Consider the following 25,955-nt stretch of genomic DNA (forward strand, 5'->3'; position numbering starts at 1 on the left):
TCATGTCTTGTTTGAAAAGCATGGGTGTTTGTTTCTCATTTCAGGCTCATTGAGCCACCAGGACCAGCAAAGGAGACCGGTATGGAAAAAATTCAGGTACTTGGCATTTGCGGTAGTCTTCGGAAACAATCCACCAACATGGGACTGCTGCGATATGCGCAGCAGCATGCACCGAAAGGTGTGGAGATCCGCATCGCCGATCTCTCTGAGATTCCTTTTTACAACAGCGACCTGAAAGAAAAACCTGCGGCGGTGCTGCGTTTTTTTGAAGAACTGAAAGGTGCCCAAGCCCTGCTCATGGCTTGCCCCGAGTACAACTATTCCATGGCGCCCGCCTTGAAAAACGCCCTGGACTGGGCTTCCCGTGAACCGGAAAATGTTTTGCTCACGGGTAAGGCTGCGGCCATGATGGGAGCAGGCGGAGGGATGGGCACAGCAAGGGCTCAGTATCACCTGCGTCAGGTGTGCGTGTTTCTCAACCTCCATGTGTTGAATACGCCGGAGGTCTTCTGCAACGCCTTTGCCGGAGGGTTTGACGGGGAAGGAAACCTTGTGGATGAACGCCTCCAGAAGCAGGTGGTAAAACTTGTGGATGCTTTGCGCGCATGGACTCTGAAGCTGCGTTAGGGTGAAAAAGGGGAAGTGAATCGCCTCTTTTGATTAAAAAACCATCCCCTTTGGCTTCTTCGGGTCCGGTGAGGGACCAAAGAAGCCAAAGGTTGAAAGAGGTCATTTCTGCCCGGATACCCGGGCTTTAAGACTTTTCATGGAAAGCATGCGCAGGGGGCGGTTTTTTTCCGCCTGCATACGGTCATACATCTCCTGGGGATCTGCCGGAACATCGGGCTGAAATCTTTTTTCCCGCTGGACAAGGGAAATGGCTTCCGATGGGCAGGCGCTTTTGCACAGACCGCACCCCATACATTTTCCCCTGCTGACCTCCATCTTTCCGTTTTCTCCCGGAGAAAGGGCATTGAAGATACAGCGCTCCATACAGGCAGCGCAGGCGGTGCAGGCTTCAGGATCAATCCGGCACTGCCAGGAAGCACGAACGATCTGGCTGTGGAGATTGAACCGCGCCACCGTAGAAAAAATACCGCAGGAGCAGACGCAGCAGTTGCAGATATAACAGACTTCATCCTTTGCGTTCTGGGTATGGGCCACAAGTCCTTCCTTCTCGCAGTCCTCCATGAGCTTCAGGGCAGCCTCCTTGGATATGATTTCCGTGGGCATTCCCGCTTCAAGGTAGAATTCTGCAAATTCGTTGAGGCTGAGACAGGCCTTTAAGGTATGATCACAGCCCCGGCCTTCGGCCTGGGCTTTTTTGCGGCAGAGGCAGTCGCTCACGGCAATGAGCCGGGCCTCCTCAATGTAGCGCCTGATCTTCTCGTGGGGCATGATGGTCTGGGTGTCTTCAAGGGCGGCTTCCACGGGCAGGATGCGAAACTGGGAAGTCTTTCCGCCAAACACCTCCATGCCCATGGCATCCATCATATAACGGTTGTGGGCCTTGTTGTACTCAGGGGAAAGGCGGTTGAGCTGAAACTCAAAGGTGCCTACCACATAGGGCATGAGCACATAATGTGGGGTCTCTTGGATGCGGATACGGAACAAAAGCCCCCTTGTGGCCATGGCATCCAGCATGGGCCGGATGGTATCCACGTTTCCACCATGGCTGAGGGCAATGGCTTCTGCGGTCTGGCCTTCGGGGGTGAGCCTCAGACAGAGGGCTGCCTCTTCGGGCGTATACATGGTTTTTAAAAGGGCGATGTCCGTGCCCTTGGGCCCTTCGGGAAAACCGCAGGGAAGCTGATGCAGGTACTGCTGTAGCTGCCGATAGATTCCGTTCTCCATGGTTCAGCTCCTTTGCATACGGGATGCGGGAATTTTTTCAAGCCCCCTGACCATGGCGGCCCCCAGCATCTGACAGAGCAGAATACCCGCAAGGCCTGCGACCATCACGGAAAGCATTTCGGGAAGAAAAGGAAAGCTGTAATCGGGCATGGGAGCTGTGAAAAGGGCGATACCCTCGGGAAGCTGAAAGTGTTCTGCGACAAACTCCAGGCCATCCGGGTAACCTGAAGCAAAGGGCGTGAGAAAGAGGGCTCCCGCCATGGGGAGAATGAGCCTCGGCCAGGCTTTGACCGCAGCCATCATCATCAGGGTCAAAAGAGCCTCCCCAAGACCGATGAGCCCATGCACCTGGAGCATGGGGCCCAGAACATGGAAAAAAGAGACCTCTGATCCTGAAGCCAGAAAAAGGGCGCAGAGGGCCGCAGCGCTCACAACGGAAGCCCAGGCGGCAAAGGCCATGGCCAGGTGGCGCTGCAGGGTGTTTTGGGAATGGGGAGTGAGAAAACGGTACAGGAGCCCGCCGGAGGCAGCGCCCATACCAGCCATAAGCAGGATATTGGCCCCAAGTACGGTGATACCGCCGTCTCCGAAAAATATGGCCTGGACAAAAAGGACAAGCGTGAGGGAAAGAATGGCCAGAGGAATTCCCAGAAGACCTGCGGCAAGCACACCGCCCATGAGATGACCGGAGGTGGCACCGCTGATAGGGTAATTGAGCATCTGCAGGACAAAAATCAGGGCCGTTACAGCGGCAAAACGGCCTGGCTGGATTGGGGCCTTTTTTCGGACAGCGGCAAAGGCGGCGGCTCCCACAAGCCCTGCTGCCAGTGCTGTGGTGAGGGGACAGATGGGACCTGTGATCATGGCGTCAGGTATGTGCATGGCCTCTCTCCTTATATGAGTATTTTTTTAAAAAATCCCAGAAATGGATCGGGATAAAGAACCGTTTCAGGCAGAAAGATTGAAGAAGGTCCATCCAGGCATCCAGCCCTTCTTCTGTGCGTCAGGAAAGGGGGGGGGAATCTTGGCCTTTGGATTGACCCTGCGTACAGCCTGTGGAAGCCTTGCTGCGGTTTTTGAGAAGAAGGGTGGTTTTTCCAGCACCCGGCGAAGCCATGAGATTGATAAGAATTTTTTTTTCTTTTAACCGCGCCCGAAGCTCCGCAGCCATGGCTTCATTGTCGGCCAGGATATCTTCTTTTACCTCAATGATTCGCACTCGATCCACGGGGTTTCTTTCCGTTTGAAAAAGGGTAGAGCCTTATTTTTGGTGTTCATATATGAAAAATATGTCACAAATACAAGCTGCTGTCGAGAAAAGAAGTGTACAAACTATTTTTTTGCCCCATGGATTGAGGCCGCTCCATGGCCGGAAGGAACTCGGAGGAAATTTTTTGTGAGACTGCGCCGAAGCCTGCAAAACACCATGCTGGTGATGCTTGTTTCCGTTACGGCTCTTGGTATATCTTTTTATCTTTATATCCGTTGGTTCATGGAGGTAAAAACCGGGCTTCAGGACCTGGCCCGCACGCTGAATCTGGATGGAGACCGGGTCATGGCTCCGGAGACCTTCAGCGTGGTATTCACACTTTCTGTGCTGGTGGGACTTATTCTTGTGGGGCTGAGCGTCATTTATCTCTATTACAGAAAGGCCATGTCCCTTTACCGCATGCAGCGCCGTTTTATCCGGAGTTTCACCCATGAGTTAAAAACGCCGGTGGCTTCCATCCGTCTTTATCTGGATACCTTCCTGAAGCATGAGCTGCCAAGGGAAGACAGTCTGCGGTATCTTGGATACATGAAGCTGGATACGGAGCGGCTTTCCGATCAGATTCAGAGAATTTTAAATCTTGCCCGCATTGAGGGCGGCATGAGTCCCCTTGCACTGGAAAATCTGGATCTTGGAGAGAAAATTCTTGCCATCCATAGGGAACATCCCCGTTTTGAAGCCCTTGAACTGCACATTCGTACATCCGAGGAGGGGTTTTTCCACCATGTGGATCCGGACCTCTTTGCCATGCTGGTTACCAATCTTATGGAAAATGCCCTGCGCTACAATGAAAGCGTGCGGCCTTGCATGGAGGTTCGGCTGGAAAAAGTAAAAAAACACACGATTCTGCGTTTTTCAGACAATGGATTTGGATTGGAAAAAAAGGATCTAAAGCGGATTTTCAAGAGATTTTACAGGGTGGATCCCCAGGGGAGGGCCCCTGGAACAGGACTTGGACTGCATCTGGTGGACCATGTGGCGCGCATGCACAAAGGCCGTATCCGGGCGGAAAGCGAGGGGCTGGGTAAGGGCAGCACCTTCATTCTCACCCTGCCCATACGATATGGAGGGAAAAATGAAAAAGCGGATTCTGCTCATCGAGGATGAACCTCACCTGCGTGAGGGGATTCGCCTGAATTTACGGCTGGCGGGGTATGAGGTTCTCTGTGCGGCCTCCGGTGAGGAAGGGCTTGAAAGGTGGGAGCAGCAAGCCGTTGATCTTGTGATTCTGGATCGCATGCTGCCGGACATGGATGGACTCCGTGTGCTGGAAAAAATCCGCAGGGTGGATCCGGATTTGCCCGTGTTGATCCTCTCCGCCAAAGGAGAGGTGGAGGACAGAAAAACCGGACTTCGGCGGGGCTGTGATGATTACATGTCCAAGCCCTTTGATGTGCAGGAGCTGGAGTTGCGCATGGAAGGGCTGCTGCGGCGGGGAAGAACAAAAAAGATCGGGGTTTCCGAGTACCTTTTCGGGGAAAACCGCATTGATTGGGAACGCAGGGTGGCGGTGGTTTCCGGTGAAGAGGTGACTTTGACGGATCAGGAGATGCGTATGCTGCGTTATTTTGCTGAAAATCCCGGAAAACCCGTGAGCCGGGAAGCCATCCTCACAGGGGTTTTGGGGTATGAGCCTTCGGTCACCACGCGAACGGTGGACAATTTTCTTGTGCGGTTTCGTCGGTATTTTGAAAAAAATCCAAGGAAACCGGCATTTTTTAAAAGTATCCGATCCGTGGGTTACCTTTTTGATCCCGCAGGCCAGGAAAAAACGGGAAAAAATGACCGTTGAGTTGTTCAAAAAACTGAAAAACCTCAAAAAACGTCTGAAGATAAGGATTATCGGCTTCTTGGATGAAATCGGGTATGTACGTCCTTAAGTCCTTTTCGGCTGACGTGGGTGTAAATCTGGGTAGTGGCAATATCCGCATGACCCAAAAGGGCCTGCACCACCCTGAGATCCGCGCCGCCTTCCAGAAGGTGGGTGGCAAAGGCGTGACGCAGGCTGTGGGGCGTGATGTGCCGCACAATTCCTGCTCTCAGGGTATGGGTTTTCAGGTTTTTCCAGAAGGCCTGACGGGTAAGGGGTTTACCCGATCCCCCCACAAAAAGATAATCGCTCATCCGGGTTTTCAGGATGCGGGGTCGACCCTCACGGATATAGAGATCAAGACTTTGCCGGGCTTTCATATGAAAGGGCACCGCCCTTTCCCGGCTGCCTTTGCCCCGGACGCGTAAAAATCCAGCATCCATGCGCAGATCCGTTACTTTAAGGCCCATGAGCTCGGAGACCCTGAGCCCTGTGGCATAAAGCAGCTCCAGCATGGCCCTGTCCCGAAGCCCCAGGGCCGTATTCCAGGGCGGTGCTGCCAGCAGGGCCTCCATTTCCTTCACAGAAGGAACATCGGGCAGTTTGCGGCCTGTATGGGGCAGGCGCACCACCCGGGAAGGATCCTTCTCCAGATCCTCGTTCTGGGCAAGAAAGGTGAAAAAGCCCCGGATGCTGACCAGATGCCTGGCCCGGCTCCGGGGAGCCAGGCCTTCTTTTTCCAGGCATACGAGATAGGCCAGAAGATCCATGGGCGCAAGCTCTTCGACCTCAAGGCCCTGGGCGTGAAGATAGGAAAAAAAACGTCCCAGATCTTCGGCATAGGCATTCAGGGTGAGCTCTGCCAGCCCCTTTTCCACAAGAAGGAGCTGAAGATAGGCATCCAGCAGGGGATGAGTTTTGGGTTCCGGTATGGCATCCATGGCGCTCACAGGGGGAGAAAGTCTTCCACTGTGGTGGTATTGAGGATTTCCGGTCCCTCCTCCCGGACCACCACCATGTTTTCAAGGCGGATTCCGCCCCATTCTGGAAGGTAAATCCCCGGTTCCACGGTGACCACCATGCCGCTTTTCAGGGGAATGTCCTGCAGAGGGCCGAGCCGTGGCGCTTCATGGATGGCAAGCCCCACCCCATGCCCCAGGCCGTGGCCGAAAAAGGCACCATACCCTTTTTCTGCGATGTAGTCCCGGGCCAGGGCATCAATTTCCTTGGTGCTGACACCATCCCGGATGGCGGCGATCGCCCGCTGCTGGGCGGTTTTCACCACATCAAAGAGGGGCATGAAACGGGTGTCTGGCTTGCCAAGGAAAAAGGTCCGGGTAATGTCTGAACAGTATCCCTGAAGTTTGATACCCCAGTCAAAAAGAACGGGGGCTTTTTCTGTAAAGAGGTTTTCCGAAGGATGGGCATGGGGTTTGGCGGCATTGACACCCCCTGCCACAATGCTGGGAAAGGAAAGACCTTCTGCGCCCAGATCCCGCAGTTTCTGCTCCAGAAGCCATGCGGCTTTTTTTTCGCTCATGCCCGGAACCAGGTCTGAAAGGAGCATTTGCAGGGCTTTTTCCGTAATACCCAGGGCTTCACGCATGGTACGGATTTCGTTTTCATCCTTGATGACGCGCAGGGATTCCACCAGGTCATGGATGGGCGCTAGCTGAAGGGAAGCTTGCGCCTTACCGAGGAATTCGGTCATGCGCTCATGGTCTTTCACGGAAAGTCTTGCAGGTTCAAAGCCCAGTCTTCGGGCGGAAAGCCGGGAAAGGATTTCCGGCAGTTCTGCGGCAAGTCCTTTTTTGTAACAGTAAACTTCATAATCCGGTGCTTCAACTTCCGCCTGAAAGACAAAACGGGAGTCCGTGGCAAGAAGGAGCTTGTCCTTTGTAATGAAAAGGGCCCCTGCGGATTCGTCATAACCGTTGTCTTCACCCGTAAAACCGCTGAGATAACGTCGATTTTCCTCCACCAGTACCATCATGGCGTCCACGTCAAAGGCGGCCATGCGGCTGCGGAAAGTTTCAATTCGGGAAGAAAAAGAAAGGCTCAAATCATTGTCTCCTTGTGCAAGATGAGATGGGATACAGGCGTTCTCCGTGCTGCAGGCGGGGTGCTTTGCCGAGGTCGGGTCATTTTAAGGGATGTGAGGGGGATTTTCCCAAAAAACCCTGCGCACCATGACCTGCATGAACGTCATAGCCCAGATAAAAAACCGGGGCAATTGCCGGATGCGGTTTTTCTCCTGTTATTGCAAAGCCGCCTGGGATTTTGCATAATGCATGGGGTTTTGCAGCGGAAGCATTTTATTGTCAGGACGATTCAGGTCTGAAGCCTTGGGCGAAGCGGAGAAGGATGTATGCAGGAAGGTCGGGAGAAATGGCAGATTGTGCCCATGGCAGGGATGCGGGATCTTCTCATCTACGAAAATCTCTCCCAGGCCTATGAGGCGGAGTTTTCCTCCCTCACAGGCTGCATGCCTGATCACCTGGGACGCTATGCCCTGCAGACGCCCCTGGATGAGAATCATCCGGGTTTTCTGCTCATGGAAGGGGATATTCCCCTGGGGTTTATGGTGATCTGTCTGGGAGAGATTCAAGATGTCTCCGAGTTTTATATCCTCCCTGTGAGAAGACGGATGGGCTGCGGCTTTTTTCTGGCCAAGGGTGTTTTTTCCCTTTTTCCAGGCAGATGGCAGATCCGTCAGATTCAGGGGGCAGACCATGCGGTTCTGTTCTGGCGAGGGGTTCTTGATCGCCTCATTCCTGGAGGATACGCACAGGCACTGGTGGAAGACCCGTTTTGGGGATTTGTCACCCGTCAGCGCTTCACCCTGCCAACACCTACGCCATGACAGGCCCGAAGCCTTACCGTGCGGGCTTGTTGAAAGGACGTCTGATGATTGAGTCTGTGGTTCCTGGTTGTGACAGCAATGGATTCAGCCGGATGGTGGCGGAGATCGCCGGAATCTATGGCCTTCGGGTCCTGGAGCCGGACCGGATGGATTCTGGGGAAACCGGGCTTCGATCCCCTTGGGGGATGGATACGAGGGGCGATGGTTTTTTGTTTTTTACCGAGGATCCGGATACGGACTTTGCTACGAGACTTCGCAGCCTTGTCCGGGAAAAGGGAGGCCACTGGCTCAGTCTGCCGCCGGATGAGGACGCCGTGCATACCCTTGCGGCCCGTGCCCGGGACTGGATTTATGAGAATGGGATCGTCTGCCTTCAGATTTCCGGGGATGTTCCTCAGGCCCAGAGGATTGTATGCCGGGATGTACTCAAGGCACTTTTTGCCATGTGCCTTCTCCGCACGCGACCTGAGCGTCTTCAGGAAGCGCTGAGAACACGGATTCCGGACGCGGAAAAAAACCCTTATCCGGATATTGCCTCTGTGATCGAGGATCTTGAAGCGCGTCTGCCCCTGAGGGATAAGGTGGCTCTGGCCCGTTTTGATGAAAGCCTTCCCATGCTGGTGGACTCGGCCCTGGCGGTTTATATCATGGGGCATTATCTCTGGCCTCCCAATCCTGAGCTTTTGGCGGACTGTGCGGAAAAAGCAGGGCTTCCCCCTGAGCGCATGGAAGAAAACACAGCCCTTCCCATTTTACTGGAGGCCCTGCTTGTCCAGCTTAAAAAGACCTGCCTGCTGCGGGTGGTGCCAGTCAATGCATGAAGTTCTGGCAGTGGTGGGACGTTCGGGGTTTTGGGATTTATCGAGGCTTTGACGAATGGTTGGCCGAGACAGGCCAATCCAAGAAAGGGAAGGTCTATGGGAAACATTATCGCCTTTGGGGGTGGCAAGGGCGGCAGCGGGAAAAGTTTCATGGTTTCCCTTGTCGGCAGTCTGCTGGCAGCCACAGGCAGGCGTGTGGTTCTCGTGGATCTGGATCTGGGGGCCGCCAATCTGCATTCTTTTTTCGGTATTTCCACATCCAGGCCAGGGATGCAGGATTTTCTTGGGGGCCGTATTCCGAGTCTTGAGGCCTGTGTTCTGGAAACGATCTATCCCCGCCTTTTTCTGATTGCGGCCAAGGGTAGCGCAGGACATGCCGCAGACCTGCCTGCTGCATGGACCCAGCGTATCATCCAGGGGATTCGCAGTCTTTCCCACGAATTTGTCCTTCTTGATCTCGGGGCGGGGTCCAGCAGAAACAATCTGGATTTTTTTCTTGCCGCCTCAAGGGGAGTGATCGTGACCACGCCCGAACCCACAGCGGTGGAGAATGTTTTCCGTTTTGTTCATGCCCTTTTTCTCCGCAGAATCCAGGCCCATGTGGGTGAGTCCCGGCTTCGGGAACTGACGCGGACCTGTCTTAGAACCCAAGCCCCTGTTTCCATACAGCCTGCGGATCTTGTTGCAGCCTTTGCCGCAGAAAATCCGGAGGCTGCTGCAAGGCTTTCCCAGGATCTGGCGGCTCTGCGTTTTTATCTGTTGCTGAATCAGGTGCGTAAAACCCTGGATGCGGAGGTGGCTTCACAGCTTTTATCCTTTTATCCGAAATTTTTTGGTCCGGTTTTTTCCCTGGGCGCTGTGGTCAGTTATGGGGATGGGGTGGGCGAGAGTGTCATGGCGCGGGAACCTTTTTTGTACAAAAACAAGACCCATGCCATCACTCGCCAGACCATGGGGCTTGTGCGTCAGCTTCTGATGCCCTGAAGAAAGGGGCCGTGGGTTCCTGCTTGGGGGATATGGGAATATCTGCCCTGATAATTAAAGTTGACTTTAACTTTAAAGAGACTTAAAAATGAAATCCAAAACCATGTATGCCATATCCGAACTAGCGGCAGAGCTGGAGATCAGTCCTTCCACCATTCGATTTTATGAAGAAAAGGGGCTGATCCAACCCGAACGCAGTGCAGGCAACCAGCGACTCTACTCCCGCAGACACAAGGCAAGACTCAAGCTGATTCTGCGGGGTAAACGTTTCGGGTTTTCCCTTGCGGAGATTGCGGAAATGATCGGCTATGCCGACAGTCCCATGCATGAGGAAACGCAGATCCGTAAAAGTCTTGCCTTTGGCCGGAAAAAACTTGAGGAGATAGCCCGCACCAAAGAAGAGCTGGCCCTCCTTGAAGCGGATATTCTGGCCGTTCAGAAAATTCTCGAAAAACGCTTGCAGTCCCTTGAAAAAGAGGCAGACCCTTCCGGGAAGCCTGTTCCGGAAAACCCGATGCAGACACCGGATTCCTGACCCTTTTCCTTCATCCCAAAAGGAGATCACCATGTATGATTTTTTGCTTTCCCCGGAAGCCCTGGCCTTGAGAACGGAAGTCCGGGAATTTGTGAAAACCGTGCCAAGACAGCTGCTTCTGGATATGGATGCGGACAGGGTGCAGTTTCCCAAAGATTTTCTTGCGGAGGCGGGAAGGCGAAACCTCATGGGCTGCCGTTATCCCAAAGAGTGGGGCGGGCGTGGGCTTGACTGGGTCAGTACGGTCATGGTCATGGAAGAAATCGGAACCCTCGGTTACATCATGGCCTGCACCTTCGGGGTGGGGGCGGAGCTGGTCTGTGACGCCATCATCCGTCATGGAACGGATGCACAGAAGGAAAAATACGTAAAGCCTCTCTTAAAAGGAGAAATTTTTGCGGCGGAATGCCTCACAGAACCGAGAGGCGGTTCGGATTTTTTCGGCACCACCACAAGGGCGGAAGACAGGGGCGATCATTTCATTCTGAATGGCCAGAAGCGTTTCATTGTGGGTGGAGAAGGGGCGGATTATTTTCTCGTATACGCGCGAACGGAGTTTGATCCCAAGGTCAAATCCCACAAGGCGCTGACCTGTTTCATTGTGGATCGAAGTGCCGGGGTGGAGGTGGAGTACCTCTACGGTCTCATGGGATGCCGGGGAGGGGGAGCAGCCCGCATTGTATTCAGGGATGTTGTGGTTCCGAGGGAAAACATTGTGGGAGAACTGCACGGCGGGTATGCGGTGTTCAACACCATGATGATCCCGGAAAGGCTGGGTACTGCGGCCATGACCATTGGTGCGGCCAGACCTGCTCTGGAAGTGGCTACGGGGTATACCACAAGACGCAAGGCCTTTGGCCAGGAAATTGCCCGGTTTCAGGGGGTGAGCTTTCAGGTGGCGGAGGCGGCCATGCTTCTGGATGCCTGCCGGAGTATGGCCTACACCACCAGTCGCGCTGTGGATTCAGGTGTTCCGGAAAATGAAATCCGCAGGCTTGTTTCCGAAAGCAAGAAGTTCATCACCGAATCCTGCCAGAAGGTGGTGCACAACAGCATGCAGGTGATGGGGGGCATCGGGTATACCAATGTCTTTCCCGTGGAGCGGATTTTCAGGGATGTGCGCCTGGCCTCCATCTGGACAGGGTCCAATGAAGTCATGAGCCTCATCATTGCCAGCGAGTGGTACAGAAAATACATGGAGGACAGAGCTTCCGCCACTACCCGGAACTGTGAAGATGATGCAGCGGAAGCTTTTGCTCTGGAAGAAAAAATTTACGAATAACCCGCATGGCGCCATCAACCACAGGGATCTGCCTGCGGTTGATGGCTTTGTAAGTTCAGACCTTGAAGCGGATATTGAGAATATCTCCGTCTTCGACCCGATAGTCCTTGCCGTTCACGTAGAGCTTACCCGCCTTTTTCACTTCGGCTTCGTTTCCTAAAGCCATCAGTTCCGCATATTTAATAACTTCCGCACGGATGAAGCCGCGTTCCAGATCCGAATGGATCACGCCTGCGGCCTTGGGTGCAGGTGCATCTTTACGCACCAGCCACTGCCGGACCTCGTCTTTGCCTACGGTAAAAAAGCTGATGCGGCCCAGGGCCTTCAGGGCCGTACGGGTCAAAAGCCCCAGAGCGGGTTCGAGTATGCCCAGATCCTGAAGAAAGGCGGCCTTTTCCTCGGGGTCTTCAAGCAGGGCGATCTCCGCCTCCATTCCGGCGCAGACCTGGATCACGGGCATATGATCCCGGAGGCTGCGTTCTTCCAGGGCCTGGGGGGTCACGGGGTTGCCGATGGCATCTTCCCCGGTATTGAGTACCAGCAGCATCTCCTTGCGGGTGATGAGGGGATAGCTGCGTACCAGGGCTTCCTCTTCATCGCTCATTTCAAAAAGGCGCAGGGGACTTTCTGCTTCCAGGTGGGCCTGCATGCGCTGAAGGAGGGCAAATTCTTTTTTCTGGTCTTCATCCTTGATTTTTTTCAGGCTGAGTTCAAGGCGCTCCAGACGTTTTTCCACAAAAATCTGGTCGTGAAGAAGAAGCTCTCCACAGATTCTTTCCGCATCCCGCACAGGATTCACGTCTCCGTCCACGTGGAAGATGGCCTCATCCTCAAAGGCACGCACCACAAGACAGATGGCATCCATATCCGCAATGTCCTGAAAAATAAGACCCTTGGCAATGGTCTCTTTTTCAAGCTTGGGCAGGAGGACAAAATCAATGCGTGCAGGCTGCTGTTTTTTGGGTTCATACAGGGCCACCAGACGGTCAAACCGGGGGTCCAGGATATCCGCAGTTCCGGGAAGGGGCTTGGAAAGCTGGGTGCCCTCCTGAATTTTAATGCCCGTCAGTACGGTGAAAAGGGTTTTTTTTCCGCTCTGGGGCAGACCAATGATCCCGACTTTCATGGTTGTTTTTCCTCGCTTCCAAGGCCTTGTCGGCCTTTATATCCTGCCCCTTTGGGCGGTTGATACACATCTGACCTGTCTTTTTGCATAAAAAACGGTGCGGTTCCCGATTTGCGGCATTCGGGGCCTGCACCTTGCTTTGCCTTTCTGTCTTTGGCATAAAATGGCTTCCGCCTCAAGCCCCAGAAAAAAAATGGTTCACCGCAAAGGCAGGTACAAGCCCTTGGATGCGCAAAGGAGTGCTTGGGATTCAGATTTTTTTTAAACTATCTGAAAACGAATCATTGACAGATGCTCAACAAAACTTTAAAAGATAAATCTCAATCAGGTGCATCATGGTTGATGGCGCTTCATGGGCAGCAAGCAATTATGGTAATTGCGTCCATGCTTTCAAATTTTTTATGCACCACTTTAGATACACACGATGTTAAGGAGAAGAAATTGGCTCAAGGTACTGTAAAATGGTTTAACGAGGCGAAAGGTTTTGGTTTTCTTGCAACGGATTCCGGTCAGGATGTGTTTGTTCACTTTTCTGCCATCCAGAGCAGCGGGTTCAAAACCCTTCAGGAAGGTCAGCGGGTTCAGTTTGACATTGTCAGTGGTCAAAAAGGACCGGCAGCTGATAAGGTCGTACCCCTGGGTTAATCCAGACTTTTGAAAAAATTCAAGCGATCATCCCGTGGTTGTAAGACGGGGTGATCGCTTTTTTTGTTTCTGGAAGCTAGTGTCGGCGTTCAGGGCATCCATGTTAAGCTTTGTGACAGATTAAGGCCTGTGTGCCTTGAAAATCCAAGCCCATGACAGGTGAAAAGATTATGCTGAAAATCTATGCGGTGGGCGGAGCCGTCCGGGACAGACTTCTGGGCCGCCCTGTGAAGGACAGGGACTTTGTGGTTTTGAATGCGGATGAAGCGACCTTTCTTAAAACCTTTCCTGCAGCCCGCAGACAGGGGAGGGAGACCCCGGTTTACCGCATCGGTGCGGATGAGTATGTGCTTTCCAAAGCTTCCAGCATTGAAGAGGATCTTGAGGGCAGGGATTTGACCATCAACGCCCTGGCGGAAGATGAAAATGGCACTCTTTTTTCTCATCCCCTTGCCCTTGCAGATCTTGAAGCCGGAATCCTTCGACCCGTTCGCAAAGAAAATTTTCTGCATGACCCCCTTCGGGTCATGCGGGCCGGACGGTTTGCGGCCTTTTTTCCGGAATTTGAGCCTGCCCTTGAATTGAAGGAAGCCATGACCCAGGCAGCCGCTTTTCTGCATCGTCCTGCGCCGGAACGGGTGGCAAAGGAAGTACTCTGCGCCCTTGGGGGCTGCAAACCCTCACGTTTTTTCAGACTTCTTGCCCAAACCCAGTGCCTTGATCCTTGGTTTCCTGAGATGAAAAAAGCCATCGAAGTACCCGCAGGCCCCTTTCCTTATCATACAGGCTCCCTTTTTGAGCACCTCATGGCTGTTGTGGACACCCTGCACGGCAAAGCCCTTTTAGGCTGGATGGGGCTTTGCCATGATCTGGGCAAGCTTGCAACCTCGCCTGAAAAATGGCCTTCCCACCATGGACATGACAGGGCAGGGGAGGTGTTTGCGCGGGAGTTTGCCCGGAGATTGCGGCTTTCCAGCCGCTTTACGGAAGCCGGAGTGCTGGCTGCCCGGCATCATATGCATGCCGGAATATATGACAGGTTGAGGCCGGGAACCCGGGTGGATCTGCTTTGTGCCCTTTTGCGTGCCGATCTTGTGGAATCCCTTTTTCGTCTGGTCCGGGCGGATCACGGGGAAGATTTTCTGCCCATGGCCCTGGAAGACCTGCAGTGTATTCTTTCTGTGCATCTTCCTGAAGATCATGGCCTCACAGGCAAGGCCGCAGGAGTTCGCCTGCGGGATCTGCGTTCTCAGGCCCTTAGTCGGAAGGTGCAGGTGAAAAATTCAAACGCTCTCAGAGTGTTCTCGCCTGCTGCACAAGGGCAGCGGCAATGCCCCACATGATCAGGCAGACCCCAGCATCCAGAATCCGCCAGGCCGAAGCCTTTTTAAACCAGGGAGCCATGAAGCGGGCGCCAAGGGTGAGGGAAAAAAACCAGAGCGTGGAGGCGCAGACCGCACCCAGCCAGAATCCAAAGCGTTCCGTTCCCGCGTAAGGGGCAGAGAGCCCTCCCATCAGCACAATGGTGTCCATATAAGTGTGGGGGTTCAGGAAGGTTACACCCAGGGTGGCGAGAATGAGGGAAGGGGTTTTGATGGTGACCTCTTCCCTTTGTATTTCAAGGCTTGCCCCTCCACGGATGGAGGATTGGAGGGCGCGGAAACCGTACAAAATGAGAAAAAGGGCACCTCCCCAGGTAGCCCAGCGAATAAAATCCGGCCTGGATACAAGGATGCTCCCCAAACCTGCCACGCCGATGCCAATGAGCAGGCTGTCACAAAGAATGCAAATGAGGGCGATGAGCAGCGGTTTGTTGTTGCGGATGCCCTGGGTCAGGATAAACGCATTCTGGGCGCCAATGGCAATGATCAAACCGAGACAGACAGAAAATCCATACAATGCAGGGGTCAGCATGGCCGTGTTCCTTGAAATCCGGGTTGCGTTTTATTCGGGAGCAAAATAAGACGGAAAAAATTAAAAGTAAAATTCATTATTTTTATAATTTATAAAAATTGCTTATATGTTTTTGGAAAGCGAGGCGGAAAAAAGCTGGAATCAGAAACAAAACCCATACCCAAGAACGCACGGGGGAAGGTGCCATGCTGGATTATAAACTCCTTGAAGCTCTGGCCAGGGTGCTGGAGGAGGGAGGATTTGAGCGGGCGGCTCAGGCGCTTTGTATCACCCAGTCCGCCGTATCCCAGAGAATCAAACTTCTCGAAAGCCAGGTGGGGCAGGTGCTGCTGGTGCGGAGCACCCCGCCCAGGGCCACGGTGGCGGGGCTGGGGCTTTTGAAGCATTACCGCCAGGTTGCCTGCCTGGAGGCAGACTTAGAAAGCGCCCTCCTGCCCCAGGGACCGGAGGGATTCAGGACGCTCAAAGTGGGACTCAATGCGGACAGCCTCATCACCTGGTTTCCTGGGGCTGTGAAAAATTTCCTTCTTTCCGGAAAAGTGCTCCTGGATCTTTTCACCGATGACCAGGATGTGACCCACCGTCTGCTCCAGGATGGGGAGGTGATGGGCTGTATCACAAGCCGGGATAAAGGTTTGCAGGGCTGTCGCATCCATCCACTGGGCAGCATGCGGTACCGTATGCTGGCCTCGCCTGCTTATATGAAACGCTGGCTGCCCCAGGGGGTGTCCGGCTTGAAAGATTTCGGGGGGCCTGTTCTGATCTTCAATCGCAAGGATCGTTTGCAGGATCGTTTTTTCAGTGCCGTACTGGGATTTTTCCCCAGCCCGCCACTGCATTATGTGCCTTCTGCCACAAGTTTTCAGACCTTTGCCCTTCTCGGGTTGGGCTGCGGCATGATTCCCGATCTCCAGAGCCGGGATCTGCGTTGTTCAGGAGCCTTGGTGGAGGTGGTACCGGATATGCCCATGGATGTACCCCTGTACTGGCATTGCTGGGATCTGGATTCCGCACTCCTGACGACATTCACGGACATGCTGGTCAGGGAAGCCGGAAAGTGTCTTTTGTGAGGATCTGTCCATGACAACCCGAGCCAAGGACCGTGGCCGATGGAGGAGAATGCACTGAAAGAAGGCAAGGACGGGATGAAAACCTGGGCAACCCCAGAGGCTGCCCTTTAGAAAAAAGCCTTTCCATCTGCGGAAACGGGCATGAAAAAAACAGAGACCGGGATGCAGGCCTCTGTTACGGAGAAGATGTTGTTTTTATCGGCCTTGCTTGCAGGCTGCCTTGAAATCCCGCGTCATCTCCCCAAGGAGGGCCGGGATTTTTTCTTTGTCCGCCGTCTCCCCGATTACCCGGACAAAGGCGGAGCCAATGACAATGCCATCACTTTCAGGAGCTAAAGCCTTCACCTGGGAGGCCTCGCTGATGCCAAAGCCAAGGGCCACGGGAACAGGGCTCAAGGCCCGCACCCTCCGGGCCAGGGCACCCGCCTTTTCAGGATCAAGGCCGCCGGAGCCGGTGACACCGGTCATGGACACAAGATAGACAAAACCTTTGGCGTTTTTGCAGATTTCCCGCATCCTTTCTTCCGGTGTGGTGGGGGCCACAAGGGGAATGGCAACAAGCCCCGAAGCCTCAAGAAAGGGAAGAAGCTCCCGGGATTCCTCAAGGGGCATGTCCACCACCAGCACTCCGTCGGCCCCGGCTTCTGCGGCATCCTTACAGAATTTCTCCGGGCCATGGGCCAGAATGGGGTTTAAGTAGGAAAAAAGCACGATGGGCGTTGGGTGGCGTTCCCGGATCTCTTTTACCATCTTCAGGGCGGCCCTGACGTGCATCCCGGCCTTGAGGGCCCTTTGGGAGGCAAGCTGGATGGCGGGCCCGTCCGCCGTGGGATCGGAAAAGGGAATCCCCAGTTCCAGAAGATCCAGGCCCGCATCCAGCATGGAGAAGATAAGGGCGCGGCTGGTGTCGATGTCCGGATCGCCTGCGGAGACAAAGCCGATGAGTGCGGCCTCATTCCGGGCCTTGCACTGCTCAAACATGGCGCGTATGCGGTTCATGGCGTTTTTTCCTTATGCATTGAGAAGAAGTTTGGGATCAATGCGTTCAAATTCCGGATGGCCCGTGGCATTGGCCATGTCCTTGTCGCCTCTTCCGGAAAGGTTCACGAGAATGCACTGGCTTGCCGGACGCTTCCGGGCTTCGAGGATGGCGGCGGCCAGGGCATGGCTGGATTCCAGGGCCGGAAGGATGCCTTCCGTCAGGGTGAGGAGCTTGAAGGCAGAAAGGGCTTCTCTATCCGTGATGGCGGTGTAGCGCACCCGCCCGCAGTTCTTGAAGAGGGAGTGTTCCGGCCCCACACCGGGATAGTCAAGCCCTGCGGACACACTGTGGGCCTCCAGAATCTGGCCGTCCTCATCCTGAAGCACGTAGGACTTGGAACCATGGAGAACGCCGATGCTGCCCTTCAGAAGGGTGGCCGCATGGCGGCCTTCAAGGCCCTCGCCTGCGGCTTCCACGCCCAGCATTTCCACTTTCGTATCGAGAAAGGGAAAGAAGAGTCCCATGGCGTTGGAGCCGCCGCCCACTGCGGCCACAAGAAGATCCGGGAGGGCTCCCGTTTTCCGGAGAAACTGCTCTTTGGCTTCTTCGCCGATCACCTTCTGAAATTCCCGCACCATGAGGGGATAGGGATGGGGGCCAGCCACGGAACCGATCACATAGAAGGTGTCTTCCACACAGGCCGTCCAGTGACGGAGGGCCGCGTTCATGGCGTCTTTCAGGGTGGCGGTTCCTTCGTCAACGGAAACCACCTCCGCACCGAGAAGCTTCATGCGGGCCACGTTGGGAGCCTGACGGCGGATGTCTTCCTTTCCCATGAAAACCGTGCAGGCCATGCCGAACCGGGCGGCGGAGGTGGCCGTGGCAACACCGTGCTGACCGGCTCCGGTTTCCGCGATCACCCGGCGTTTTCCCATGCGGTGGGCCAGCAGCACCTGCCCCAGGGTGTTGTTGATCTTGTGGGCTCCGGTGTGGGTGAGGTCTTCCCGCTTGAGAAAGATCCGTGCGCCGCCCGCCATGTCCGAAAGGCGGTCTGCGGGGTAGAGGGCCGTGGGACGGCCTGCGTAATCCTGAAGAAGGCTGAGAAGTTCCCGCTGAAAATCGCTATCCCTGCGGACGGCTTCAAAGGCTTTTTCCAGCTCCAGCAGGGCGGGCATGAGGGTTTCGCCCACATAACGGCCCCCAAAGGGCCCAAAATGGCCCTCTGGATCGGGAAGGGCGGTGAAATCCGGGTAAGCTGTCATGGTTTTATCCTTATGAATGAAAGGGTTTCCTGTGAATCGGATAGCTGATTTCAGATTTCAAGGCTGCGGACGGCTTCCACAAAGGCCCTGATTTTTTCATGATCCTTGATGCCAGGGGCGGATTCCACCCCGGAGCTGACATCCACCCCAAAGGGGCCTGCGGCCATGAGGGCCTCCCTGACGTTCAAGGGGCTGAGTCCGCCCGCAAGCAGGGCCGGATATTTCTGGCAGAAATCCCTTGCCGCAGACCAGTCCCAGGTTTTGGCATTACCGCCGGGCATGACACCTGAGGACGCTTCCACAAGAAAGCGGTCTGCGGGATAGCGGGAGGCGGAGGCTGTGGAAGGCTCCTGATGCAGATACAGCCCCTTGATGAGAAAAAAGCCTTCTTCCATGAGGCGTGCCGCAAGTTCGGGGCTTTCTCTGCCGTGAAGCTGGATGGCCCGGCATCCGGCTTCTTTTGCGGTGCGGATGGCCGTTTCCGCATCCGGGTTCACCATCACGGCCACGGTGAGGATGTCCGGGGAAACCGCATCCGTGATGCGTTTTGCCGTCTTCACATCAAGATGCCTCGGGCTTTTCGGGAAAAAGACGCAGCCGATGGCATCCACGCGAAGTGCTGAGCAGAAACGGGCCGTGTCCGGACGGGTGAGACCGCAGATCTTGATGAAGCTCATGGGAGACCCCCGCTTTCCACCATGGCCTTCAGGTCTTTTTCCGGATCAGGGCTGCACACAAGGCTTTCGCCCACAAGAAAGCTGTGCACCCCAAGGTGTCTGGAGGCGGCGATGTCCTCAGGCCCCCGGATGCCGGAAAGGGCCACGGGAATCACCCCCTGGGGCAGGAGGGAAGCCATGCGGGGGGCAAGGCGGATGTCCGTTTCAAAGGTGGCAAGGTCTCTGTTGTTGATGCCCACAAACCGGGCTCCGGCATCGAGGGTCTGGGAAATTTCCTCTTCCCCGTGGATTTCGTGCAGCACCTGAAGGCTGAGATCGGAAGCCAGAGCCGCCAGCTCTTTGTGAAGCTGCCGGTCGAGAATCCTTGCGATGAGAAGGATGGCATCTGCCCCCATGACGGCTGACTCCAGCACCTGATAGGGGTGAAAGATGAAATCCTTTCTCAGTACGGGAAGAAGGGTTGCCGCCCGTGCGGCCTCCATGTCTTCAAGGCTGCCTCCGAAAAAATCGGGCTCCGTGAGAACGGAAAGGGCCGAAGCCCCGCCCTTTTCATAGGCTTTTGCAAAAGATGCAGGATCAAGATCCGGATTCAGGTCTCCCTTGGAAGGAGATCTGCGCTTGATTTCCGCAATAAGGGCCGCGGGTTTTTGGGCGTTCTGGTGCAGACCAGCTCCGAAATTCCGGAGGAGGGGCCTTTGGGAAAGCATGCCAAAGAGAAGGGCTTCAGACCGCTTTTTTTGTGCGTCCTCAATGCGAAGTTTTCGTTTTTCAACGATCTTTTTCAGGATGGATGTCATGGTATCGGCCATGGGCGGACTCCTTGGGAGAATTAGGACAGAAGGATAACAAAAAAGGGCTGCGGTATTCCCGCAGCCCCATCTGTAAACCGGATTCTTATCCATGGCTGCGGGTGTGTGTCGGACACCCATCAGCCTGAAGAAAAGCCTATGCCGTGGTATGCCCGGAAGAGAAGGGCCACCACCAGAGAAAGTTGTGCATTTTTTGTGTGCCGAGGCTTTTCATGTTCTTTCCTTTTGAATCTTTATGTTTCTGTTGATAGAAACATTTGGGATATAAACATGCGTTCTTTCTCTTGTCAAGGATCATTTTTTTATGGTGAGATTCAGTCTCCTGTTTTTCTCTCCTTGGGTGAGAATATTCTTTATGGAACCCTCACCCAAGGGGCAGGCACAGGGGCCTGCCCCTACAAAACAGAGGCTGCACAATTCATTCGCAGGTGCAGATTGTGTCTGCCCTACCTGCTCCTTTATGACGTAGAGGCCGGTCGTGAGTATTGTCGTTAAGGACTTTAAGGTCTTTAAGGAAAGTGAGGGAAAAAGAGCATTGGGACACCCTCAAAACTATATTTTTGCAACTCAACAGGCTTGATAAAATCAGATTCAAGAATCGCTGCGGCAAGCCAGGTTCCTGAGGATTGGGCAGGCATGCACAGGAGGGTTTTATTCCCCTTTTTCACCCTTCCCAACCAGCTTTCCAGCATATTTTCAAGCTGCTCCACGGTGCTGAGAACAGGGGGGGCAGGGCTGATTGCAGGGAAGGGGATGCCATACCATCTGCCGTGCCAGATCCATAACCTCTGGTCCGCAATCTGCATAACGAAATGTCGCCACATCCACATCCAGATGAATGATGACCAGGTCAAAGAGGGAAAGGGTGGGATCATCGTCCAGGGTTTCCGTATGGCGGAGACGGGTGTCATGGCACCACTTCAGCACACCACCCCAGCCTCCTCCAAAGGAGGGGCGTGTCGGTTCCGGCGGAATCAGGGTCAGGATGAAGGGACGGGATTTTTCCAGTACGGCACCAAGGGCCGCTTCAATGATTTCCTTATCCGTTGGCCCTTCCGCAACAAGGGCGATGTGCAGTTCAGACATTGGGGACGGCTCCCAGATGCCCCATGAGCCAGAGCCGTGAAAGGGGATACTGGGCATGGAGTGCCTGAAGTCTGGAATCGGGCAGGATACGACGAACCCGTGTCAGACCATGACTTGTGCGCTCAACGGCAAAGAGCCGGGTTTCCGGGTCATCCAGATCCAGGCCATCCAGCACCGCAGGATTGTGCACCGTGAACAGAAGCTGTCGATCCGGCCCGCTGTGATGAAGCCAGCCCGAAAGACGTGCGGTCATCCGCGCCAGAAGCCTGGGATTGAGGGCCTGATCCAGGTTATCGATGGCAAAAATGGCCGGAGCCTGGGGCAGCAGGCAGAGGATAGCGGAAAAAAGAATATATAAAGCCCCTTCACTTGCATCGTAGGCTGTAAGTTCGTTGCGGGAGCGGTTCATGAAGCGGTCGGTGAATTTCAGCATCAGCCGGGTTCTGGGAACCTTGGAAGACACAAGGGAAGCCCCATGGCTGGTGGTCTGCACATCGTCCACCCAGTCGATCAGTTCCAGCACCTGATCCAGCATGGCAAGGCCTTCCTCCCCCCCTGACTCCAGATGCCTGCGCAGCAGGGCAAAACCCTCGGCCAGTTGCCCCCCGTTGAGTCCTGCGGGTTGGCGGGACTGCATGTCCGGAACAATGCCCCGCAGGGTGGGGGTATTGGGACAATAGATGGCATAGGATTGTAATTTTCCCATGAGGCGGGCCGCCGCATTGTCCGGATTCAGATCCACCTGCTTCAGGGCTGCAAGGCCAGCTTTAGGGTTCAGATTCTTTTTGTTGCGGACACCATCAGAAACAATTTCTTCGCGCCCGTCCGTCAGTTTTTCGGTTTTAAAAGACCAGACCGGTTCCGGGGATTCCAGGGGGTTCAGCAGGGAAACCCGGTAGCCTCCCCCTGTTCACCCTCCAGCCCAAGCCCGATGTGGCCAGGCGTTCTTTCCGAGGCAAAGGAGCTTTTATACAGCCGGGGCAGACCCGGACGCACCCCACGGCGCAAGAGACTTTCATCATCCACCACCCCGTTTGCTGCGGCACCGAGAAGGCCCATGGCCTCCAGTACATTGCTTTTGCCAACACCATTGGCACCGATGAAACAGGTGACCCGGCCGAGTTCAATGCGCTCCTCATGGATGGATTTAAAGCCCTGAATACTGAGGAATCTCAACATGCTCCTGGGGAGCCGGGACAGGGGTCTCTCTTTCATTTGCTAGTCTCCTCTTTCCGTTCACCATGGAGCAACCCTGTTTTTCCGGTCAGCAGTTCCTGCATCATGGCCTGTTTCATGTCCCTGTCAGCTCCTGTTTTTCAGGGTAGTGGGTTTTTGCCACCCCCATTGCAGGAAGGCGAAGGTTTCAATGCCTGTGTGTAAGGAGGGGGAAACGGGCTGGAAAAGCGAAAAAAGGCTTTTCCGAATCGAAATTTTCGAGGGTATTCAGGACAGGCAAGCGTGTCAAATGTTTTTCTGATAGTCACCTTATTTCAGTTATCCTTCCTGCGCTGGAGCATGGGAACGATAACTGAAGTACGGTGCTGATCAGAAAAAAAGGCCCCGCTTTCTGGCGGGGCAGGGGAAGGACAGGAGACGGTTTTTTTGAATATCAGCGACCCTTTGCCGCTTCCTGTGTGAAGCGGATGAGCGCTTCAAGCTTTGCCATGGCAGCACCGGAATCAATGGCTTCTCCGGCAAGCCTGATACCTTCCTTGATATCTTCGGCCTTTTCACAGGCCACCAGGGCGGCAGCGCTGTTAATGAGGACAATGTTGCGTTTTGCCCCCTTTTCACCGGAAAGGATGGCGCGGGTGATGGCCGCATTTCTTTCCGCGTCCCCGCCTTTTAAGTCTTCGGGATCTGCGGGTTCCCCAAAAAAGATTTCCGGATACAGATCATAGGTTTTCAGCCTTGCGTCCGCCACTTCCGTCACCCGTGTGGCCGCACAGACGGAAATCTCATCGAGTCCGTCATGACCATGCACCACAAAGGCCCTGCGGGTTCCGAGATCCAGCAGGGCCTGGCCCATGCTTTCCGTGAGATCGGGCTTGAACACGCCGATCACCTGACAGGCGGCTCCTGCGGGGTTGGCCATGGGGCCGATGGCGTTGAACAGGGTGCGGATGCCCAAGGCTTTTCGTGCAGGCCCTGCGTGGCGTACGGCGGCGTGGAAGTTTGGGGCAAAGAGAAAGCCGATCTCAATCTCGAAAAGGGCTTCCTCCACCGCTTCTGCGGGGATGTCGAGCCGCACGCCCAGGGTTTCCAGCACATCGGCGCTGCCGCATTTGCTGGAAACCGAGCGGTTGCCGTGCTTGGCCACCACAGCCCCGCAGCCCGCCACCACAAAGGCCGCTGTGGTGGAGATGTTGAAGGTGTCCGCGCCGTCGCCCCCGGTGCCGCAGGTATCCACGGTGAGGGTGGCAGGGGTCTGGATGCGCCGCATGTTCCGCCGCAGCACCCTGGCCGCTCCCGCAAGTTCGCTGGCGCTTTCTCCCTTCACCGCAAGGGCTGCCAGAAATCCCGCAACCGTGGCGGGATCGGTTTCACCGGTGAAGATGGCGTCCAGGGCCTCGCCGCATTCCCTTTCCGTAAGGTCTTCGTGGCGGATGAGTTTTTCAAGAAGGCTTTTAAACAGCATGGTTCACTCCTTTTCTCCGGCTATGGCCTGATCCAGAAAATTGCGCAGCAGGCGTTTGCCCATGGGCGTCATGATGGATTCGGGATGAAACTGTATCCCTTCGGTGGGGTGTTCCCGATGACGAAGCCCCATGATTTCCCCGTCTTCGGAGCGGGCCGTCACGTCAAGGCAGGAAGGAAGGCTTTCCTCCCGGACAGCAAGGGAATGGTAGCGCATGGCTTTGAAGGGGCGGGTGATGCCCGTAAAAAGGCCTTTTCCGTTTGCGCTGACATCGGAAACCTTGCCGTGCATGAGCCGTTTGGCATGAACCACCTCGGCACCAAAGACCCGTGCGATGCTCTGATGGCCAAGGCAGACACCCAAAATGGGCAGAGTTCCGGAAAAGCGGCGGATCATCTCCATGGAGACACCGGCCTCGTCCGGCCGTCCGGGGCCAGGGGAAATCACCATGGCCTGAATGTTTAAGTCGGCCACCTCATCGGGACGGATGCGGTTGTTGCGGAAGGTGAGCACCTCGGCTCCCAGCTCCTCCAGATACTGCACCAGGTTGAAGGTGAAGGAATCGAAATTATCAATCATGAGAATGCGGGATCTTTGCATGGTTTTTTCCTCTTTACGCCTCATTCAGGCGGATCAGCGGGTCTGGGGGCCCGCCAGCATGGCAAGGGCCGTCTGAAGGGCCTTGGCCTTGTTCAGGGTTTCCTGTCTTTCCGTTTCCGGGTCTGAATCCGCCACAATCCCGGCACCGGCCCGGATGCAGAGCCGTTCCCCTCGGATGGTGGCCGTGCGGATGACAATGGCCAGATCCATGTTGCCGCTGAAGCTGAAATACCCCACAGCGCCACCATAGGCATCCCTTGGCTGGTCTTCATTTTCCGCGATGATTTCCATGGCCCGGATCTTGGGCGCACCGGAAAGGGTGCCTGCGGGGAAGGTGGCGGCCACAAGATCAAGGGCATCCACGCCGGGCTTCATCTGGGCGGTGATGTTGGACACCAGATGCATGACGTGGGAGTAACGCTCCACCATCATGAGGTCGGTCACCTGAACAGAACCGGTACGGGCAATGCGGCCAAGATCGTTGCGACCGAGATCCACCAGCATAAGGTGTTCCGCCTTTTCCTTTTCATCCTTTAAAAGATCATCCGCAAAGCGCCGGTCTTCCGCAGGGTTTGCGCCCCTGGGCCGGGTGCCTGCGATGGGCCTTAAGGTGGCAAGGCCGTCTTCAAGGCGCACCATGGTTTCCGGAGAAGAGCCCACCAGGGTCTGGCCTCCTGCACGGAGGAAAAAGAGGTAGGGCGAGGGGTTGGTGTAGCGGACAGCCCGGTACAGGGCCACGGGATCATCGGGGGCCGGGCCTTCAAAGCTCTGGGAAATCACGGCCTGGATGATGTCGCCCTCCAGAATGTGTTCTTTCACCTTTTTCACCCGGTCGCGGAAAACTTCCGGGGAGGTCATGGGCTCAAGAACCGGGGCCGGGCCCTGGAAGATCCGCTCTTCGGGTGCGGGTTTTCGGACCGTTTCAAGGAGGGCCTCCAGCCGGGCTTCCGCTGTGCTGTAGGCGCTCTCGGCACTGGCTCCGTCTTCAAGAAAGGCAAGACAGATGCAGGTTAGGGTATGGCGGTGGTTGTCAAAGACCATGAGGGTGTCGGGAATGAGAAAGACACCTAAGGGCCTTGAGGCGGGAAGGCTGTGGGGAATGGCCTCAAAGCAGCTCACCGCCTCATAGGCAAGATAGCCCACCAGCCCGCCGGGAAAGGGGGGAAGATCCGCAAGCTCGGCCAGCCTGTAGCGGGAAAGAATCTCGCGCAGGGCAGGGGTGAAATCGCCATCATGGGGGAGGATTTCCGTGGCCCCGGGCCCGCGTTTTTCCACCCGGTCCGTGTAAATCCGGATTTCGGAGCGAAAGCTTGTGCCAAGGAAGCTGTACCGCGCCCAGCGCTCGCCGCCTTCCACGGATTCAAAGAGAAAGATGGGATCCTGGGAATTGTGGAAACGCCTCAGCATGGAAACGGGCGTTTCACTGTCCGCAAGGATGCGGGCGCAGAGGGGAATGACGTTGCAGCCCTCTCTGGCTTTTTCCTGAAACAGGTTTTTTGCGGGGAAGCGGTCAAGCAGCATGGAATTTCCTCATATTTTTAAGTGTTTGAAGAATGTATATTCAGATTCTTTTTTCTTTTTTTGTTTTTAAGGCACAAAAAAAGGGCTGCGGTATTCCCGCAAGCCCCTTTTTTTTGGATTCTTATGCATGATCCATGGCCTTGCGGGTGTGTGTTCAGACACCCACGGGCCGAATGTGAAAAGCCTATGCCGTGGTGTGCCCGGAA

At 55.1% G+C, this 25,955-nt stretch carries 29 protein-coding genes; 11 read left to right on the forward strand and 18 right to left on the reverse strand.

From position 1 onward, the window contains the following. Positions 1-81 precede the first annotated feature (81 nt). On the forward strand, positions 82-627 hold the full coding sequence (locus RBR60_RS00430) for an NADPH-dependent FMN reductase (RefSeq protein WP_320353625.1): 546 nt from the start codon (positions 82-84) through the stop codon (positions 625-627). Between the two features lie 102 nt (positions 628-729). On the opposite strand, the gene RBR60_RS00435 is transcribed toward RBR60_RS00430, so the two are convergent. The 3 genes from RBR60_RS00435 to RBR60_RS00445 form a co-directional block, all read right to left on the reverse strand. After that, entirely contained in the window at positions 730-1,854 is a 1,125-nt protein-coding gene (locus RBR60_RS00435) for a 4Fe-4S binding protein (protein ID WP_320353627.1), read from the reverse strand. Positions 1,855-1,857: 3 nt separating this feature from the next. After that, complete coding sequence (locus tag RBR60_RS00440) at positions 1,858-2,736, reverse strand: energy-coupling factor ABC transporter permease (protein WP_320353629.1); 879 nt, start codon at positions 2,734-2,736, stop codon at positions 1,858-1,860. 121 nt (positions 2,737-2,857) lie between these two features. Beyond that, positions 2,858-3,082, reverse strand: a complete 225-nt coding sequence (locus RBR60_RS00445; RefSeq protein ID WP_320353630.1) for a hypothetical protein — start codon at positions 3,080-3,082, stop codon at positions 2,858-2,860. A gap of 168 nt (positions 3,083-3,250) precedes the next feature. On the opposite strand from RBR60_RS00445, the gene RBR60_RS00450 reads away from it, so the two are divergent. Both RBR60_RS00450 and RBR60_RS00455 read left to right on the forward strand, forming a co-directional pair. Then, positions 3,251-4,231, forward strand: coding sequence for a HAMP domain-containing sensor histidine kinase (locus RBR60_RS00450; RefSeq protein ID WP_320353631.1), 981 nt, complete (start codon positions 3,251-3,253; stop codon positions 4,229-4,231). Beyond that, entirely contained in the window at positions 4,200-4,916 is a 717-nt protein-coding gene (locus RBR60_RS00455) for a response regulator transcription factor (protein ID WP_320353632.1), read from the forward strand. Before RBR60_RS00450 ends, RBR60_RS00455 begins: the two co-directional genes overlap by 32 nt. Positions 4,917-4,963: 47 nt before the next feature. Here RBR60_RS00455 and xerD read toward each other — a convergent pair whose 3' ends face one another. Both xerD and RBR60_RS00465 read right to left on the reverse strand, forming a co-directional pair. Beyond that, positions 4,964-5,875, reverse strand: a complete 912-nt coding sequence (gene xerD / locus RBR60_RS00460) for a site-specific tyrosine recombinase XerD (RefSeq protein WP_320353869.1) — start codon at positions 5,873-5,875, stop codon at positions 4,964-4,966. A gap of 5 nt (positions 5,876-5,880) precedes the next feature. Next, a complete protein-coding gene (locus tag RBR60_RS00465; protein ID WP_320353634.1) occupies positions 5,881-6,996 on the reverse strand; it encodes an aminopeptidase P family protein in 1,116 nt (371 codons plus the stop codon). A gap of 306 nt (positions 6,997-7,302) precedes the next feature. Between RBR60_RS00465 and RBR60_RS00470 the strand changes: the two genes are divergently transcribed. The 5 genes from RBR60_RS00470 (at position 7,303) to RBR60_RS00490 (ending at position 11,419) form a co-directional block, all read left to right on the forward strand. Continuing rightward, complete coding sequence (locus RBR60_RS00470; RefSeq protein ID WP_320353635.1) at positions 7,303-7,797, forward strand: hypothetical protein; 495 nt, start codon at positions 7,303-7,305, stop codon at positions 7,795-7,797. A gap of 44 nt (positions 7,798-7,841) precedes the next feature. Continuing rightward, complete coding sequence (locus RBR60_RS00475; RefSeq protein ID WP_320353636.1) at positions 7,842-8,618, forward strand: hypothetical protein; 777 nt, start codon at positions 7,842-7,844, stop codon at positions 8,616-8,618. 96 nt (positions 8,619-8,714) lie between these two features. Continuing rightward, positions 8,715-9,602 (forward strand): MinD/ParA family protein, encoded by an 888-nt coding sequence (locus RBR60_RS00480; RefSeq protein ID WP_320353637.1) that lies wholly within the window; start codon positions 8,715-8,717, stop codon positions 9,600-9,602. An 88-nt stretch (positions 9,603-9,690) separates the two neighbouring features. Continuing rightward, positions 9,691-10,137, forward strand: a complete 447-nt coding sequence (locus RBR60_RS00485; RefSeq protein ID WP_320353638.1) for a MerR family DNA-binding transcriptional regulator — start codon at positions 9,691-9,693, stop codon at positions 10,135-10,137. A 31-nt stretch (positions 10,138-10,168) separates the two neighbouring features. Further along, the gene (locus tag RBR60_RS00490) at positions 10,169-11,419 is read left to right on the forward strand and encodes an acyl-CoA dehydrogenase family protein (protein WP_320353639.1); all 1,251 of its coding nucleotides are present in this window, start codon (positions 10,169-10,171) and stop codon (positions 11,417-11,419) included. 55 nt (positions 11,420-11,474) lie between these two features. Here RBR60_RS00490 and RBR60_RS00495 read toward each other — a convergent pair whose 3' ends face one another. Then, positions 11,475-12,545, reverse strand: coding sequence for a DUF933 domain-containing protein (locus RBR60_RS00495; protein WP_320353640.1), 1,071 nt, complete (start codon positions 12,543-12,545; stop codon positions 11,475-11,477). A gap of 441 nt (positions 12,546-12,986) precedes the next feature. On the opposite strand from RBR60_RS00495, the gene RBR60_RS00500 reads away from it, so the two are divergent. Together RBR60_RS00500 and RBR60_RS00505 are read left to right on the forward strand one after the other, a co-directional pair. Next, positions 12,987-13,190, forward strand: a complete 204-nt coding sequence (locus RBR60_RS00500; RefSeq protein WP_320353871.1) for a cold-shock protein — start codon at positions 12,987-12,989, stop codon at positions 13,188-13,190. A gap of 170 nt (positions 13,191-13,360) precedes the next feature. Beyond that, positions 13,361-14,533: an HD domain-containing protein gene (locus RBR60_RS00505; protein WP_320353641.1), complete on the forward strand. Its 1,173-nt coding sequence runs from the start codon at positions 13,361-13,363 to the stop codon at positions 14,531-14,533. On the opposite strand, the gene RBR60_RS00510 is transcribed toward RBR60_RS00505, so the two are convergent. After that, the gene (locus RBR60_RS00510) at positions 14,484-15,104 is read right to left on the reverse strand and encodes a LysE/ArgO family amino acid transporter (RefSeq protein WP_320353642.1); all 621 of its coding nucleotides are present in this window, start codon (positions 15,102-15,104) and stop codon (positions 14,484-14,486) included. The genes RBR60_RS00505 and RBR60_RS00510 overlap by 50 nt on opposite strands. Positions 15,105-15,289: 185 nt before the next feature. Here RBR60_RS00510 and RBR60_RS00515 point away from each other — a divergent pair, with 185 nt between their 5' ends. Next, positions 15,290-16,174 (forward strand): LysR family transcriptional regulator ArgP, encoded by an 885-nt coding sequence (locus tag RBR60_RS00515; RefSeq protein ID WP_320353643.1) that lies wholly within the window; start codon positions 15,290-15,292, stop codon positions 16,172-16,174. 195 nt (positions 16,175-16,369) lie between these two features. On the opposite strand, the gene trpA is transcribed toward RBR60_RS00515, so the two are convergent. From trpA to RBR60_RS00570, 11 genes are all read right to left on the reverse strand, one after another. Continuing rightward, on the reverse strand, positions 16,370-17,173 hold the full coding sequence (trpA, locus tag RBR60_RS00520) for a tryptophan synthase subunit alpha (protein ID WP_320353644.1): 804 nt from the start codon (positions 17,171-17,173) through the stop codon (positions 16,370-16,372). 12 nt (positions 17,174-17,185) lie between these two features. After that, positions 17,186-18,418 (reverse strand): tryptophan synthase subunit beta, encoded by a 1,233-nt coding sequence (gene trpB / locus RBR60_RS00525; RefSeq protein ID WP_320353646.1) that lies wholly within the window; start codon positions 18,416-18,418, stop codon positions 17,186-17,188. A gap of 50 nt (positions 18,419-18,468) precedes the next feature. Beyond that, positions 18,469-19,095, reverse strand: coding sequence for a phosphoribosylanthranilate isomerase (locus RBR60_RS00530; RefSeq protein ID WP_320353647.1), 627 nt, complete (start codon positions 19,093-19,095; stop codon positions 18,469-18,471). Then, the gene (trpC, locus tag RBR60_RS00535) at positions 19,092-19,904 is read right to left on the reverse strand and encodes an indole-3-glycerol phosphate synthase TrpC (protein ID WP_320353649.1); all 813 of its coding nucleotides are present in this window, start codon (positions 19,902-19,904) and stop codon (positions 19,092-19,094) included. The genes RBR60_RS00530 and trpC overlap by 4 nt, the downstream gene beginning before the upstream one ends. Positions 19,905-20,413: 509 nt before the next feature. After that, positions 20,414-20,596 carry a hypothetical protein gene (locus tag RBR60_RS00540; protein ID WP_320353650.1) on the reverse strand — a complete coding sequence of 61 codons (183 nt, stop codon included), beginning with the start codon at positions 20,594-20,596 and terminating at the stop codon, positions 20,414-20,416. A 4-nt stretch (positions 20,597-20,600) separates the two neighbouring features. Further along, positions 20,601-20,990, reverse strand: coding sequence for a hypothetical protein (locus tag RBR60_RS00545; RefSeq protein ID WP_320353651.1), 390 nt, complete (start codon positions 20,988-20,990; stop codon positions 20,601-20,603). Further along, positions 20,983-21,732 (reverse strand): AAA family ATPase, encoded by a 750-nt coding sequence (locus RBR60_RS00550; protein WP_320353653.1) that lies wholly within the window; start codon positions 21,730-21,732, stop codon positions 20,983-20,985. The genes RBR60_RS00545 and RBR60_RS00550 overlap by 8 nt, the downstream gene beginning before the upstream one ends. Positions 21,733-21,869: 137 nt before the next feature. Then, positions 21,870-22,205, reverse strand: coding sequence for an AAA family ATPase (locus RBR60_RS00555; protein WP_320353654.1), 336 nt, complete (start codon positions 22,203-22,205; stop codon positions 21,870-21,872). Between the two features lie 394 nt (positions 22,206-22,599). Beyond that, positions 22,600-23,628 (reverse strand): anthranilate phosphoribosyltransferase, encoded by a 1,029-nt coding sequence (gene trpD, locus RBR60_RS00560; RefSeq protein WP_320353655.1) that lies wholly within the window; start codon positions 23,626-23,628, stop codon positions 22,600-22,602. 3 nt (positions 23,629-23,631) lie between these two features. After that, positions 23,632-24,228, reverse strand: coding sequence for an aminodeoxychorismate/anthranilate synthase component II (locus RBR60_RS00565; RefSeq protein ID WP_320353656.1), 597 nt, complete (start codon positions 24,226-24,228; stop codon positions 23,632-23,634). 33 nt (positions 24,229-24,261) lie between these two features. Then, the gene (locus RBR60_RS00570) at positions 24,262-25,749 is read right to left on the reverse strand and encodes an anthranilate synthase component I family protein (protein WP_320353658.1); all 1,488 of its coding nucleotides are present in this window, start codon (positions 25,747-25,749) and stop codon (positions 24,262-24,264) included. Positions 25,750-25,955: the final 206 nt, after the last annotated feature.

This window comes from Desulfobotulus sp. (assembly GCF_034006065.1).
Classification (GTDB): Bacteria; Desulfobacterota; Desulfobacteria; order Desulfobacterales; family ASO4-4; genus Desulfobotulus.